Origin of the sequence: Bacteroides sp. HMSC067B03 (assembly GCF_001811315.1) — a bacterium.
GTDB lineage: Bacteria > Bacteroidota > Bacteroidia > Bacteroidales > Bacteroidaceae > Bacteroides > Bacteroides faecis.
Map to the genome: position 1 here is coordinate 1 of NZ_KV804412.1, position 14,656 is coordinate 14,656.

General features: G+C 42.3%; 13 protein-coding genes. 4 read left to right on the top strand and 9 right to left on the bottom strand.

Annotated elements, in window-relative coordinates; all coding sequences use genetic code 11:
• Positions 1 to 40: 40 nt before the first annotated feature.
• Positions 41 to 445: a discoidin domain-containing protein gene (locus HMPREF2794_RS18990; RefSeq protein WP_070752245.1), complete on the bottom strand. Its 405-nt coding sequence runs from the start codon at positions 443 to 445 to the stop codon at positions 41 to 43.
• 124 nt (positions 446 to 569) lie between these two features.
• Here HMPREF2794_RS18990 and HMPREF2794_RS18995 point away from each other — a divergent pair, with 124 nt between their 5' ends.
• The 4 genes from HMPREF2794_RS18995 (at position 570) to HMPREF2794_RS19010 (ending at position 5,079) form a co-directional block, all read left to right on the top strand.
• A complete protein-coding gene (locus tag HMPREF2794_RS18995) occupies positions 570 to 1,445 on the top strand; it encodes a helix-turn-helix transcriptional regulator (protein WP_029425127.1) in 876 nt (291 codons plus the stop codon).
• A gap of 120 nt (positions 1,446 to 1,565) precedes the next feature.
• Positions 1,566 to 2,270, top strand: a complete 705-nt coding sequence (locus HMPREF2794_RS19000; protein ID WP_010535835.1) for a succinate dehydrogenase/fumarate reductase cytochrome b subunit — start codon at positions 1,566 to 1,568, stop codon at positions 2,268 to 2,270.
• Positions 2,271 to 2,307: 37 nt separating this feature from the next.
• The gene (locus tag HMPREF2794_RS19005) at positions 2,308 to 4,287 is read left to right on the top strand and encodes a fumarate reductase/succinate dehydrogenase flavoprotein subunit (RefSeq protein WP_022301357.1); all 1,980 of its coding nucleotides are present in this window, start codon (positions 2,308 to 2,310) and stop codon (positions 4,285 to 4,287) included.
• Between the two features lie 36 nt (positions 4,288 to 4,323).
• Positions 4,324 to 5,079, top strand: coding sequence for a succinate dehydrogenase/fumarate reductase iron-sulfur subunit (locus tag HMPREF2794_RS19010; protein WP_008761731.1), 756 nt, complete (start codon positions 4,324 to 4,326; stop codon positions 5,077 to 5,079).
• A gap of 144 nt (positions 5,080 to 5,223) precedes the next feature.
• On the opposite strand, the gene HMPREF2794_RS19015 is transcribed toward HMPREF2794_RS19010, so the two are convergent.
• The 8 genes from HMPREF2794_RS19015 to HMPREF2794_RS19050 form a co-directional block, all read right to left on the bottom strand.
• A complete protein-coding gene (locus tag HMPREF2794_RS19015) occupies positions 5,224 to 6,750 on the bottom strand; it encodes a sulfatase (protein ID WP_010535837.1) in 1,527 nt (508 codons plus the stop codon).
• Between the two features lie 578 nt (positions 6,751 to 7,328).
• Entirely contained in the window at positions 7,329 to 8,102 is a 774-nt protein-coding gene (locus HMPREF2794_RS19020; protein ID WP_029425128.1) for a 3-keto-disaccharide hydrolase, read from the bottom strand.
• A 112-nt stretch (positions 8,103 to 8,214) separates the two neighbouring features.
• Positions 8,215 to 9,111 carry a helix-turn-helix domain-containing protein gene (locus HMPREF2794_RS19025; RefSeq protein WP_010535839.1) on the bottom strand — a complete coding sequence of 299 codons (897 nt, stop codon included), beginning with the start codon at positions 9,109 to 9,111 and terminating at the stop codon, positions 8,215 to 8,217.
• Between the two features lie 303 nt (positions 9,112 to 9,414).
• The gene (locus tag HMPREF2794_RS19030) at positions 9,415 to 10,425 is read right to left on the bottom strand and encodes a fimbrillin family protein (protein WP_010535840.1); all 1,011 of its coding nucleotides are present in this window, start codon (positions 10,423 to 10,425) and stop codon (positions 9,415 to 9,417) included.
• A 51-nt stretch (positions 10,426 to 10,476) separates the two neighbouring features.
• Positions 10,477 to 11,439, bottom strand: a complete 963-nt coding sequence (locus HMPREF2794_RS19035; RefSeq protein WP_010535841.1) for a DUF5119 domain-containing protein — start codon at positions 11,437 to 11,439, stop codon at positions 10,477 to 10,479.
• Positions 11,440 to 11,446: 7 nt separating this feature from the next.
• Positions 11,447 to 12,727: a DUF3575 domain-containing protein gene (locus HMPREF2794_RS19040; protein ID WP_022301354.1), complete on the bottom strand. Its 1,281-nt coding sequence runs from the start codon at positions 12,725 to 12,727 to the stop codon at positions 11,447 to 11,449.
• Between the two features lie 248 nt (positions 12,728 to 12,975).
• The gene (locus HMPREF2794_RS19045; RefSeq protein ID WP_010535843.1) at positions 12,976 to 13,290 is read right to left on the bottom strand and encodes an HU family DNA-binding protein; all 315 of its coding nucleotides are present in this window, start codon (positions 13,288 to 13,290) and stop codon (positions 12,976 to 12,978) included.
• Positions 13,291 to 13,617: 327 nt separating this feature from the next.
• Complete coding sequence (locus HMPREF2794_RS19050; protein ID WP_022301352.1) at positions 13,618 to 14,619, bottom strand: virulence RhuM family protein; 1,002 nt, start codon at positions 14,617 to 14,619, stop codon at positions 13,618 to 13,620.
• Positions 14,620 to 14,656 lie beyond the last annotated feature (37 nt).

The window sequence follows — 14,656 nt, forward strand, 5'->3', positions numbered from 1 at the left end:
CATGAGAGCAAAACTCATATTTAAACTCGTTGAGAAGAAATCAATCTACCCGTATTTCATCTACAAATAAGAAAGGGGGTTCGCCTTCGCTGGAATGTCCTTTGGGCAATCCCTTAAAAGGTTCTACGAGCACTTTTACATATCTCGCAGATTTTTTATTGAATGAGAGTCTGTTCAACTCACTTCGTTTCTCGCCCATGGCATCTGTGGGTGCCTGATAAGTTTGCCGGGATACCCGTTTGTAGCTCTTTCCATCCGAAGAGAAAAATACGGAAATAGCCTGCGGTCCCATAATCCATGCGCTCAAATCGGTCAATGCCGAAACCTCTACAGAAGAAATGCGCTGCAAAGAGCCAAGGTCAATCACTGCAACCATATCAGAAGTATCATATCCTACCCATAAACCCGTGTTATGAAAGTTGATACTCCAGTCCAGCTCCATCATCACATCTCCATAAAGACAATTATGTGCGGGTTTATGCTAAAACATAAATGGAAGAAAGAACCTAAAAATCACAAAAAAACGATTATCTTTGTCCCTGAAGACAATAATTCACATGATAGAACTCATGTCCAAAGACTCACTTTGCATACAACAGAAAGATTGCGCAGGATGTCCTAAAGCAACAGAAGGTATTCTTATCCACAGACATATGCTCAGGGGTCAGCATATTCCGAAAGATAAGTGTACGCAAAATTGTATGCTCTTTATCATAAAAGGTGAATTATTGGTCAACAGCGACGAGTATCCCGGAACTACCCTGCACGACAAGCAATTCATCCTGCAAGCCATCGGCTCGAAACACGAAGCACTGGCACTTACAGATACCGAATACATTGTCTTCTGGTTCAACGAACTGCCGCTGCTTTGCGAAGACCGCTACCGCGAAATCATCGACCAGGCGGAAGCTCCGCTGGCCTATACCCCTCTGGTGATGGACCACCGACTGCTCAACCTCGTCACCGATATGGCGGCTTATCTTGACGAGCCTGTTCCTCCCTGCAACAAATTCATCAACCTGAAATGTCAGGAACTGGTTTACTTAATAACCAATTACTATCCCCTGCCCCAGCTGAAATCGTTCTTCCACCCGATCAGCTCCTACACGGAAAGTTTCCATTACTTTGTCATGCAGAACTACACCAAAGTGAAGAACGTGGAAGAATTTGCACATCTGGGCGGATATACCACTACCACTTTCCGCCGCCTCTTCAGAAACTTCTACGGCATTCCGGTGTACGAATGGATACTGGAGAAAAAACGGGAAGGCATCCTGGAAGACCTCCAGCACTCTAAATTACGAATTACGGAGATCTGCAACCGGTACGGTTTCGACTCCCTCTCCCACCTTGCACACTTCTGCAAAGATTCTTTCGGAGACACTCCGCGCGCCTTACGCAAGAAAGCGGCCAATGGCGAAAAAATCGGAAAGATCACCGATTAAGGAATTATTTCTTTAATTCTTTGGTCAATCAATCTATTTCCCCTATTTTTGCAGTCTGTAAGAGGTGTAAAACGTCGAAATTTTAGTTCTAACAATTAAATAATTTAAATTCAATCATTTATGTGGTTAAGTAATTCATCTGTAGGAAGGAAAGTGGTGATGAGCGTTACCGGTATCGCCCTTGTCCTGTTTCTAACATTTCACATGGCGATGAACTTGGTTGCAATCATCTCGGCTGATGGTTACAACATGATTTGTGAGTTTTTGGGAGCAAACTGGTATGCGCTGGTAGCTACCGCAGCACTGGCTGCTCTTTTCATCATTCACATCATCTACGCGTTCTGGCTGACAATGCAGAATCGCACAGCGCGCGGCAGCGAACGCTATGCGGTGGTTGACAAACCGAAAACTGTAGAGTGGGCTTCTCAAAACATGTTGGTGTTGGGCCTTATCGTTATCGTAGGTCTCGGTTTGCACCTCTTCAACTTCTGGGCAAAAATGCAGTTGCCTGAACTGATGCACAATCTGGACATGCATGCTGATACACTGACGCTGGCTTATGCAGCAAACGGTGCCTATCACATCCAGCAGACATTCTCTTGTCCGGTTTATGTAGTGCTCTACCTCATTTGGCTGTTTGCTTTGTGGTTCCACCTGACTCACGGCTTCTGGAGCTCCATGCAATCACTGGGATGGAACAACAAAGTATGGATCAATCGTTGGAAATGTATTTCTAACATCTACTCTACGATTGTAGTACTCGGTTTCGCACTGGTAGTAGTGGTATTCTTCGTGAAATCACTTCTTTGTGGCGGTGCTTGCTAAATAGTAAATTGTAAATGATTAAATTGTAAATAATATTATGATCAAGATAGATTCAAAAATTCCAGAAGGCCCGGTGGCTGAGAAATGGACCAACTATAAAGCTCACCAGAAATTGGTGAACCCCGCTAATAAACGCCGTTTGGATATCATCGTTGTGGGTACGGGTCTGGCAGGTGCTTCTGCTGCTGCATCCCTCGGTGAAATGGGTTTCAGAGTATTCAACTTCTGTATTCAGGACTCTCCGCGCCGTGCACACTCTATCGCTGCACAGGGTGGTATCAATGCTGCTAAAAACTATCAGAATGATGGTGACTCTGTTTACCGTCTGTTCTACGATACAGTAAAAGGTGGTGACTACCGTGCACGCGAAGCTAACGTATACCGTCTGGCTGAAGTATCCAACGCTATCATCGACCAATGTGTAGCTCAGGGTGTTCCTTTTGCACGCGAATACGGTGGTACACTGGACAACCGTTCTTTCGGTGGCGCACAGGTATCACGTACATTCTACGCTAAAGGCCAGACGGGTCAGCAGCTGTTGCTGGGTGCTTACTCTGCACTGAGCCGCCAGGTAAACGTAGGTACAGTGAAACTGTTCACCCGTTACGAAATGCAGGACGTTGTTATCATCGACGGACGTGCCCGCGGTATCATTGCCAAAAACTTAATCACAGGTGAACTGGAACGTTTCGCCGCTCACGCCGTAGTAATCGCTACCGGTGGTTACGGTAACGCTTACTTCCTGTCTACCAACGCTATGGGTTGTAACTGTACAGCTGCTATCTCTTGCTACCGCAAGGGTGCTGTATTCGCTAACCCCGCATATGTTCAGATTCACCCGACTTGTATCCCGGTACACGGTGACAAGCAGTCCAAACTGACTCTGATGTCTGAATCTCTGCGTAACGACGGTCGTATCTGGGTTCCGAAAAAGAAAGAAGATGCCATCAAATTACAGAAAGGCGAAATCAAAGGAAGCGATATTCCTGAAGAAGACCGCGACTACTACTTGGAACGCCGTTATCCGGCATTCGGTAACCTGGTTCCGCGTGACGTTGCCAGCCGTGCAGCTAAAGAACGTTGCGACGCAGGCTTCGGTGTAAACAACACAGGTCTGGCTGTATTCCTCGATTTCTCTGAAGCTATCAACCGCCTGGGTATCGATGTAGTTCTCCAGCGTTATGGCAACCTCTTCGATATGTATGAAGAAATCACTGACGTTAATCCGGGTGAACTGGCCAAAGAAATCAATGGTGTGAAATATTATAATCCGATGATGATTTATCCGGCTATCCACTACACAATGGGTGGTATCTGGGTAGACTACGAATTGCAGACTACTATCAAGGGTCTGTTCGCTATCGGTGAATGTAACTTCTCTGACCACGGTGCAAACCGCCTCGGTGCTTCTGCATTGATGCAAGGTCTGGCAGACGGTTACTTCGTATTGCCTTACACAATCCAGAATTATCTGGCAGATCAGATTACTGTTCCTCGTTTCTCTACCGATCTTCCTGAATTTGCTGAAGCAGAAAAAGCTGTTCAAGCCAAGATCGACAAGTTCATGAGCATCCAGGGTAATGAATCAGTTGATTCTATCCACAAGAAACTGGGTCACATCATGTGGGAATATGTAGGTATGGGACGTACGGCAGAAGGCTTGAAGAAAGGTATCGCCGAACTGAAAGCAGTCCGCAAGGAATTCGAAACAAATCTGTTTATCCCCGGTTCTAAAGAAGGTATGAACGTAGAGCTCGACAAGGCTATCCGTCTGTACGACTTCATCACTATGGGTGAGCTTGTTGCTTACGATGCATTGAACCGTAACGAAAGTTGTGGTGGTCACTTCCGTGAAGAATACCAGACTGAAGAAGGAGAAGCAAAACGTGATGACGAAAACTTCTTCTACGTAGCATGCTGGGAATATCAGGGTGACGATGAAAAAGCTCCTGTATTGATCAAAGAACCGCTGGTATACGAAGCTATCAAGGTTCAGACCCGTAACTACAAGAGCTAATCGGTGAAGTTAAACATTTAAAAGAATTAGACGAAAATGGATAAAAATATATCATTTACACTGAAGGTATGGCGTCAAGCAGGCCCGAAGGCTAAAGGCGCTTTTGAAACCTACCAAATGAAAGATATTCCCGGTGATACTTCCTTCCTCGAAATGCTGGATATTCTGAACGAACAGCTGATCAGCGAAAGAAAAGAACCGGTTGTATTCGACCACGACTGCCGCGAAGGTATCTGCGGTATGTGTTCTCTTTACATCAACGGACATCCGCACGGTCCTGCAACAGGTGCTACTACCTGCCAGATTTATATGCGTCGTTTCAACGATGGTGACACCATCACTGTTGAGCCTTGGCGTTCGGCTGGTTTCCCTGTAATCAAAGACTTGATGGTGGACCGTACTGCTTATGACAAGATCATGCAGGCAGGTGGTTACGTAAGCGTTCGTACAGGTGCTCCGCAGGATGCCAACGCAATCCTGATTCCGAAGCCAATCGCTGACGAAGCTATGGATGCCGCTTCTTGTATCGGTTGTGGTGCTTGTGTAGCTGCATGTAAGAATGGTTCTGCCATGTTGTTCGTTTCTGCAAAGGTTAGCCAGTTGAACTTGCTTCCGCAAGGTAAACCAGAAGCTTTGCGCCGTGCAAAGGCTATGTTGTCCAAGATGGACGAACTGGGCTTCGGTAACTGTACCAACACTCGCGCTTGCGAGGCTGAATGTCCGAAGAATATCTCTATCAGCAACATCGCCCGCCTGAACCGCGACTTTATCATCGCCAAGCTGAAAGACTAAGCGTGAGCTTGATTTGATTAATAGCATAAATCCCCCGCCGGCATTGCCGGTGGGGGATTTTCTTTTTGCAGGCAGATGCTGATGGATTGTGTATGGATGTTATCCGTTGTTCATCCTTTCCAATCCTCCGGTTTCATCCTTATCTCAGAAGCAGACAAAAGGTTTCAACTCATTTCCTTGTTTATCAACCGGATAAAGAGCTCCTTCCTTTTCCAACTGAGCCGCCATCTCCTGAATCATCTCTCTGCATTTATCCGGATGCGTAGAAGAGAGTTCCTTTCTTTCTTCCGGATCATCTTTCAGGTTGTAAAGCAAAGCTTTGGGTTGCTTCGGAGTTTCAGGAGAATAGTAATAAATCAGTTTCCAATCGCCCAGACGGTAGGTAGTGAAGTAGCTGCCACGATGGGCATGAGGGAAATGCATCAGGAAAGATTCGGGACGTTTCCGGTCCGCCTTACCGCTCAGTTGCCTTTTCAGGTCGAACCCGTCTATCACATAGTTTTGGGGAACTTCACAGCCTGCCACAGACAAAACTGTCGGATAAATATCCATGATTGTACCTAGCTGCATCTGTATGCCTCCGGCCTCAATTGGCAAATGTTTTTGTACTGCACTCTTCTTTTCCGGTTTTGCCCAGCCCACTATAAAAGGAACCCGCATACCACCTTCAAACTCCGTACCTTTTTTCCCTCTCAAAGGAGCAGAAGAACCATATCCGCGTTCATCTCCCAGAGGAGCATCACCGCCATTATCTCCCAAAAAGAATATTAAAGTATTTTCGGCTATCCCCAGCTTCTCGAGCTGGTCCATCACGTCGCCCAAAGATTTATCCATTCCTTCTATCAAAGTAGCAAAGGCCTTTGCCTGGTCGCTCTTATCCGGATCAGTATACCGTGACAGGAAACGCTTATCTGCCTGAAAAGGTGAATGAACAGCATAATGAGCCATATTCAGGTAAAAAGGACGTTTCTCCTTCACAGCGGCAGCGATCTCCCGATTGGCTTCTACAGTCAGAGCTTCACTCAAAAAAGTGTCTGTACCATGATATTTCTCCAGGTCCGGAACCGCTCTTGCCTTTTCTCCTTTGATAGAGCCATATCCCCATTCGCCATAATAACTGCCGGGATGGCCTATACCGGAACCTGCGATATTTACATCAAACCCAATATTCAATGGATTTTCTCCTTCGCTTCCCATACAGCCGAAATGTGCCTTTCCTACATGAATCGTCTTATATCCGGCTTGTTGCAGGACTCTGGGCATAGTAGGCATATCCTTTCTGAGACCTTTCCAGTTCCATTCGGGTGGTCCGAAAGGAGTCCGGTTATTACTTTCAGCGTTAATCCAGTTAGTGACTCCATGCCGGGTCGCATTTTGTCCGGTCATGATCGAAGCTCTGGAAGGGGAACTTACACTTTGTGCATAAAAAGTAGAAAAGCAAATGCCTTGTTTGGCCAGTCTCTCCATATTCGGAGTATGGTACCAGTCATTTAGAGGGTGGCGTACCGGTTGCCCGCTCTCATCCGCCAGAAAAGGGACTGAAGTATCCATAAGTCCCATATCATCTACCAGAAAGACAATTATATTCGGACGTTCCTGAGCTACTCCGCAAACGGAATAAGCTAAGCCTCCTAATACACAGAATTCTTTAAAAGCTCGATTTGTTTTCATTACATGGTTTTTCATTTACACTCAGGTTATTGTATGTAGGTATAATAAATTCAAAAATCATTGAGATAAAAAACAAGATTCCTATTCCGCCTTAGTATGGCTTTATTTGAAGTGCACAACTCTGTAATAAAGATGTATTAGACTGGTTTTAAGGAAAATGGGTAGAAATATACGATAATAGCGCTATATGTGCAAAGAAAAAAAGAAACTTTGACATACTCTCTGAAAAATTACAGAATAGGCTTGTTACAGTTCCTGGCATACGGATACGGAGCAATTTTCCAAAAGCTCCTTTTTTACATCGGCTCACATCCAGCCGCAGCATATCGGTTCATGGAAATGAGAATATGTCAAAATTCTCATTTTAACGAAACCATCCCCGCCACAGACTGAACTGCAATCCTAAAGTTTTGTGTTCAACTTTTGGGGTGCAGTCCAGACAGTTGTAGCAAGGGTGGCTTTTAGTTTATGAGAGTTTGTACACTCACTTTCTTTTTATATGAACTCACTTAGTAATTTCAGCAATAGGGATCAGATGTTTTCCATGAGTTAATTTTCAGCATACATCTAATCAGAAATTATAATTCTCTGATCCAGATATTACGGAAACTAATCGGAGCACTCGGGTCCCCATGATCCTGCAATGCGATAGGACCATCGCCGTGCTGAACCACTTCCGGAAAACCGACATAGGGAGTTGTTCCCAAAATGGTCGTATTGTTCTGCAACAGTACTCCATTCTGCAAGACAGTGACACGTGGAGGTGTGCGGTAAGTACCGTCTTTTTTGAAAGTAGGAGCAGTATAAATTATATCGAATGTATTCCATACACCGGGTTTATTCATGGCATTGACCAAAGGAGGAGTCTGCTTATAGATACTTCCGGCCTGACCATTGACATACGTTTCGTTCTCGTAGTTGTCCAAGATCTGTATCTCATAGATACCTTGTAGAAATACTCCGCTATTACCTCTTGCCTGATTTGTACCTTCAATACCTTCCGGGATACACCATTCCAGATGTAACTGAAAATCATTGAATTTCTGTTTGGTACGGATATCACCTGTACCCTTCTTTACTGTGAATACTCCATCATGAACAGTCCATCCCGCAGCTTGTCCTTTAGAGTTTTCCCATTGAGACAGGTCTTTACCATCAAATAGGATAATAGCATCAGACGGTGCACCGATTGCTTCTGCCGGTGCTTTTCCCGGAGTAACGATGGGAGGCTGAGGTGTCCAATACTCTGACATGGCAGGGGTCATTGGCGCACGAGAGGGATATTCTTTCTGGGCAAAAGCCGATACTACAGCCAACATACCGATAGTAGTCAGCAAATTTCTTTTTGTCATGTAATACATAGGTTTCATATATTTATTTAGATATTTAATTATTATCCCGGATATTGGGACTTACAAATATACAACATTAAAAAACATATTGTTAATCTCTGAAGCAATTCTGTTATAATAAACCACCGGATGAGTATTCAATCTCTTTCGTATCAGATAGTTTGTTCTTATTCTCGTACTCGTTCTTTCGTAAATTGCGTGGAGAAGCTCCGAAAAACTTCTTGCAGAAGTTGGAGAAATGAGGCAGGGATTCAAAGCCATATTTATAACATATTTCAGATATACTATAGTTGGAATTATGCAAATCATCTAAAATACCTTCTTTACGCCGTGCCTGCATCCATTCGTATACCGGCTCATGAAATACACTGGTAAAAATACGGCGCAATGTGCTGAGTGTGTACCCACCCAGTTGGGCAAGCTCTTCCACTGTCTTTACTTTCTTATAGTTCTGAAGCACAAAGCATTGAAAGCTATTGGTATATTTAGCGAGAGGGTGCACTAAGGTCGCAAGGTCATAATCGGAATAATAGTAACCCAAAACGAAAGCCAGTTCTTTGCGCTTTAATGACAGCAGTTCCCGGCAGATTTTATTATCTCTCAGATAAGCAATAGACCCACTTAATAGATATTGTAACTCAGGAATTATTTTTAAAGGTGAATAGATAAGCGGAGAAGGCACATCTTTCATGATATGGTTGAAACGAGAATCACAAAACATCTCCGGTTGAATGAAACCATAATAGATACATTCACAATCAGTCATAGCAAGCATCTCAAATTTTGAACCGATAGCCTGAAGGATAAATTCTCCTTCTTTGAGCATCGTACCCGCATACTCCTGACTATTGACTAACATCTCTCCCTTTATCAAAAAAAGGATGAAGTTCTCCTCACATTTCTGGGCAGGTTTATGAAAACCTCGCTGGTATATAATGTGAATAATTGTATTGCCTACGGCCTTCGGACAATCCTGACAATCCCAAGTGCCTTGACAGATAGATGCCATATATTGTTGTTGGTGTTTGTATCTGTTTATGTTTCCAACAAAAATATATGAAATCTTTTATATAGCCATAAAAAAGGAAAAGAAAAGTAAAATATGCATGAAATTCATTTCATTAAAACTATAAAAGGGTGATATTTATTACACTCTCTCAGAATTTTGTAGACCAACCCTCATAGGCGAAAATCTATTTTATAGTAAAAGAATCCTAGCTTTTGACAAAGCCAGGATTCAAAATATATTTAGAGGATATAAAATCTTACTCCTTCAAATCTACTCAGTTATTTAAAACTAGTTATATTACAACTAATTTGAAGGTGTGTTCTCAGTATTATTCCATTCACTAGTAGAACCTTCATTGTCAGTACCCCATCCATTCTCATCAACACTTGGAGATACTGTAATTTCTTCAGCACCAGATGGCAAAGTCAATGTATAAAGAATACTCTGACCAATTCCCCAACTACCACTTAGAACAACTTCTTTCGTACCAGTAAAGTATGTTTTACTATCCTTAGTCGTAGAGTATGCAACAAGGACCTTAACTGCAGCTACATTAGTGTTAGGCATCAATATCAACGCATTACCGTCTTTGGCTATTACAACAGTTCCTGTTCCTGTAACACTGGTTGGATTTGTAAATACATAAGAATACTCTGCTGCTCCTTTCAAATCACTCCAAGCTCCTGTACTACTAGAATAAGTATAAGTACCTTCATTGGCTACATTTGTCAATTTTATACCCGTTACTGAATATGTAAAACCAGCATCTTTACCCACTAATTTGAAATTAATCTGAGTTAGTATATGTTTAAATATCAAATTTACAGAACCCATGGAAGTTACACCAGTCTTACACTTATCAGCTACAGCTACAGCTAACAAATCTTCTTGTGTTGCCTCTGCTTGAACAGTATAAGAAAAACTAGGATACTTCCCTGTAGCATTCCAACTATCAGATCCAATATTAGCAGTAGTTGGAGAATATGCGAAAAAATGTATCTTTTCATTTAATGGCCAATAATAACCACCAGTCTTAAGTTTCCAAGTAGAATTTTCGTACTTTCCTTCATCATTAATAAATGCTTCTCCAAGGCTTGTTGCATCAGCTATATTCTTATCACCAGTGTTATAAGCATATAATTTATAACCATTATCTTGTAGAGTCTCAGTAACTGCTACTGTAGCCCTCGTGGCTTTTCCTACTACCGAAGTAAAATTAATCTCATTACTTTGTGCCGGATTCTCAAACTCTTCATTCTGTGAGCAGCTAGTAATCGTTGCAACTGCTGCAATTGCCAATAAAACCTTCTTCATAATCGTATTTTTTAAGTTTATAATATTGTTATATTTTGTTTATGCTCAAATTTAATTTACGGGTAAAATCACTTCTTCATCATCTCCCCAGCCATCAACATTTCCATCGAAACCACCATCTCCGCCACCACTAGAATCCGGTTTATCAACCTTCACCTCGTCCTCAACCGGTAACTCTATTTCTTTGAAAGGCTCATCACCGTCATCATCACCACCGCTGCCACCACTTTCCGAATTAGCAATCACCTCCGTTATATCAACTTCCATCTTTTGCACTTTATTATCTGTTTTGACAAATGCCAGCGTCAACTTTATTGCGTTACCTGCCCGGCTTATTACACCTTCCGATGTTCCAAAAACAGTAAAACTACCCGTCACTTCGCCTGCACTTCCTCTAGCTGCAAAATAGATGGGTGAATCACCTGCTTTTCCACATCCCAACCCCAAATCGTAGCAACTTGACATACCCTCTATACTTCCAACGATTGAAGAAACATATTCGAGTCCTTGTACCTTCAATTTAAAAGAATAGGTCTTTACCACTAATTTTGGTTTCCAGTTCAATTGAAGCTCCTCTTCACTGTTTTCTATCTTTAAGTCATCTATCCGCACAACATACAACGGATCAGGTCCCCAGACCAGTTGCTCCGTTCCTGCAATGCCTAACCCATTGCAATGTCCCGTAAAGGCTTCAATCGTCTCATAGGCTTCTTCTCCCCGGATTTGTACCGTTTCAGTATCATAGTTGTAAACCACTACCGAGTAACGTCCCGGCGGCACTTTTACTTTTCCTCCTTTTACTGAAAGGTAGGTATCAATCTTTCTGCCTTCCGCATTCTTCGGATAAAAGATCACCCGAACCCCTTCCGGCAATTTATTGGTAACACCGTTCCAATCCAGCGAAATTTCAACCCCACTTACGGGATAATCATCCAATATATCGCGACGGCTACATCCGGTTAGCATCAGCAATGAGGACAGAAGCACAAGAAGCATATCTCTTGTATCTCGCATAACGGTCCTACCTCCTTCTCTTTGTTATCAGCCATACCAGAGAAACTTTCGCCTTGGTAGGACCTATAAAATTGTAACGTCCACTATTTGCCCATATTATATCTCCTTCGTATGGAGTATATTTCTTATATTCCGTTGTCAAATATCCGATGCCGAGACTAAACTCAATCGAAAAGTGTCGTGCCAGTTGCCGTGCATATCCGTAAGTCACTCCCGCAGCTCCATAATATTTGCCCTGATAGCCATCGCTCTGCAACTGAAAGTCATAGATTCCGCCTTCGGCATAAAGCCCGACAAAATGACCAGTCAATCGCTTGTGTTTCCGCCGGTCACCCAGCCAGCAACGTCCTTCCACACCTCCCGAAAGAAGCTGATAGCAGAAATTATGCTTACTGTTCAGCCACCACGGACATTTGTATTCAGTATTCAAAGACCATCTCCTGCCCATCGGAATTTCCACCTCTATATTCGGTGCTAACGCCAAATCATACAGCAGGTTATTCTTCACCGCCAGTATCGTTTCATTTTTTGCCGGTCCCCCTGCCTCCGATATCGTTACCTCATAGACCTGTTTTTTCTTACTTTCTCCCACAGGCTTATCCGGTCGATGATTCGGAAGCGCCTCTTCCTGTTCTGAAACAAACAACCCGGAGGCAGAAGATACCGGCTCAAAACTCTCCCTATCTATTTCCGGAATTTCCCGGACGATTGTGATTACCGATCTCCTTAACTGAGGAAGCACATTGCGAAGCATATACTGGTATGCCATTCCCTTATTGAGTTTACGCAACAATTGCTTTCTCTTCCCAATATCATTCCGATGATAGTCCATCAACATCATTACCTCTTCACGTTCCGGAAAGTCCGAATCTTCTTCCACTACCTTACGAAATTCAGACCAATCTTCTCCTCCTGAGAAAAGTTGAATCTTTTTCATATCAACAGCCGGATAACGTTGTTGTAAGAACTCTCTCACCGAATTGTTTCTCCTGGCAGATAAAACAGTATTATAAACCGAATCACCATCGGGCGAAACAAAAGTAATGACATTGACCGCTGTGATATATCGGATATTCTCTTTATTGCCGAGCAAAGAATCCAACACGTTAATATACTGATTATTATTCTTATAACTAAGATCAACTGTAGTATCCTCTCTATCAAAATATACCACGACTTGTCTGGTCGTATCTTGCGTTACTGTGAAAGACGAAACCATCGCATATCCACTTTTCAATGAGGCAGAAAATGCCATGAAAATAGCTAATATATAGATTCCATACTTCATAGTTGTTCGTTTCTATGAACAAATATAGAAGTTAATATGCAAACAAAATCATACTTATGAAACAAAAAACAGGGCATGAAAGGTTATGTGAAACGATTGGAACGAATTTGCAAGTTTGAAGTTCAATAATCACGAAATTCCTAATAGACTAAGACGCCAACTACTGAAAAAATGCACAGAAAATCGAGGTTCATCGATCATCTGTGCATTTACTACTACTCTTATGAGACAAGCATCACACTAGAGATTTATACTGTAGAGTCCGGTACCGGTACCTCCTCTCCATCGTCTTTACCACCATCTCCGCCGGTAGCGGGCTTTCCACTGCCACCTCCATTCGTATAATCTGTTTCCAGTTCTGTATGGCGAGTGATGCTCATATCGACCAACCCGCTGACGAACAAATCTACCACTTTACGATGAACTCCGCAAAGGTGGCTTACCTTACCACACATCTTGGAAGAACTTACTCTGCCGGAACAAACCGACTTTGCTACATACTTTTCGTTTTTGTCCTTGTCAAAACCGAACACTCCTTTTGTTACTACATACTCTAAAGCCATAATTGTTAAGGTTTAAATGGTTAAAAAAATAAAGGTTATTTGTTTGCCATTCTCTTTGTCTCTGAATGACTCTGCAAAGATATCACAGGGTACAAAGCATCCAGTCCTCTCTTGTCTCCTTTGTGTCCCCTTTCAGTTGCTTTAGAGTGGTTGATATCTACAGATAGTACATTAATCTATAAAAAATTATACAAATTAATCTTTTTTCTTCATAAACGCGTTAATAATAAAAACGTTCGCGGTCATTTAAGCTGATCTTATATCCGCTATATAGAAGGTCTTTCGTGAATACCCTAAATATTCAGAGGTATCATATTGAAATCTAGACTATTTCTTTTTTTTATTCTTATTAATACTCAATTTTTGAATATCTTGTTCCAACTCTTTGATACTTTCCAAATGCTCCAATTGTTTTTGTACTACCTTATATTTGTCATACTCATCAGCTGCCTTTTGCAAAGCAAGCTTATGAGAAATAGATCCGGCATGCTCCAATATATTCTTGTCATTCATTGTAAGTACCTGCTTCAATTTCTCAATCCAATCCCGCATATACATCGGTTTGTGCTGCATCGCCTGAATCTCTGCATATGCAAGGAATTGCTCTACAATCAATTTCAAGAGTCCAATCTCCTCTTCATTCAGGTAGTTCTTTCCTATTTCCACATCAACTTTGCGAACTTTGTTGGGCAACGATGTCGATGTCAAACCCATCTGCGGCAATGCAGCATTTGCCCGATAATAAATTAGCTCCGCTGCAGTTTTGCCACTAACCGCCCAAAGGAGTTTATTTTGTACTTCTTTGTAAAAGGCAAGAGTCATTTCGTCAGACGGATCATAATCTATACTTGTGGCATAAATATCTTTAATCTGCTGATAAAAAACTCGCTCCGACAAACGAATCTCCCGGATTCTGTCTAACAACTCGCGGAAGTAATTCATGGATGAACCGCTCTTAAATCGCTCATCGTTCAGTGCAAATCCTTTGATGATATAATCCCTCAAACGCTGTGTTGCCCAAATACGGAACTGAGTACCCTGTATAGATTTTACCCTATAGCCAACTGAAATAATGACGTCCAAATTGTAATAATTTGTAGGTTTAGTAGAAAAATCGGAAATTCCGATTTTTCTCTTTGTCCCGTCTTCCACTAATTCTCCTTCGCTATATGCATTTAAAATATGCTCGTTTATAGTCGATCTGGATTTCCCAAACAGGGTCGCCATTTGATCAATCGTCAACCATACCGTCTCATCAGAAAATAGCACATCGACTTTTATTGTACCATCTTGAGACTGATATATAATAATTTCATTCTTTTGTTCCATGCTTACTTCCAAATATTAGAGTTGATATAAACATTTA

What these genes read in the sequence shown, in the direction of transcription:
- HMPREF2794_RS18990 (WP_070752245.1), bottom strand. Translation starts at nt 445, where the DNA reads ATGATGGAGCTGGACTGGAGTATCAACTTTCATAACACGGGTTTATGG.
- HMPREF2794_RS18995 (WP_029425127.1), top strand. Translation starts at nt 570, where the DNA reads ATGTCCAAAGACTCACTTTGCATACAACAGAAAGATTGCGCAGGATGT.
- HMPREF2794_RS19000 (WP_010535835.1), top strand. Translation starts at nt 1,566, where the DNA reads ATGTGGTTAAGTAATTCATCTGTAGGAAGGAAAGTGGTGATGAGCGTT.
- HMPREF2794_RS19005 (WP_022301357.1), top strand. Translation starts at nt 2,308, where the DNA reads ATGATCAAGATAGATTCAAAAATTCCAGAAGGCCCGGTGGCTGAGAAA.
- HMPREF2794_RS19010 (WP_008761731.1), top strand. Translation starts at nt 4,324, where the DNA reads ATGGATAAAAATATATCATTTACACTGAAGGTATGGCGTCAAGCAGGC.
- HMPREF2794_RS19015 (WP_010535837.1), bottom strand. Translation starts at nt 6,750, where the DNA reads ATGAAAACAAATCGAGCTTTTAAAGAATTCTGTGTATTAGGAGGCTTA.
- HMPREF2794_RS19020 (WP_029425128.1), bottom strand. Translation starts at nt 8,102, where the DNA reads ATGACAAAAAGAAATTTGCTGACTACTATCGGTATGTTGGCTGTAGTA.
- HMPREF2794_RS19025 (WP_010535839.1), bottom strand. Translation starts at nt 9,111, where the DNA reads ATGGCATCTATCTGTCAAGGCACTTGGGATTGTCAGGATTGTCCGAAG.
- HMPREF2794_RS19030 (WP_010535840.1), bottom strand. Translation starts at nt 10,425, where the DNA reads ATGAAGAAGGTTTTATTGGCAATTGCAGCAGTTGCAACGATTACTAGC.
- HMPREF2794_RS19035 (WP_010535841.1), bottom strand. Translation starts at nt 11,439, where the DNA reads ATGCGAGATACAAGAGATATGCTTCTTGTGCTTCTGTCCTCATTGCTG.
- HMPREF2794_RS19040 (WP_022301354.1), bottom strand. Translation starts at nt 12,727, where the DNA reads ATGAAGTATGGAATCTATATATTAGCTATTTTCATGGCATTTTCTGCC.
- HMPREF2794_RS19045 (WP_010535843.1), bottom strand. Translation starts at nt 13,290, where the DNA reads ATGGCTTTAGAGTATGTAGTAACAAAAGGAGTGTTCGGTTTTGACAAG.
- HMPREF2794_RS19050 (WP_022301352.1), bottom strand. Translation starts at nt 14,619, where the DNA reads ATGGAACAAAAGAATGAAATTATTATATATCAGTCTCAAGATGGTACA.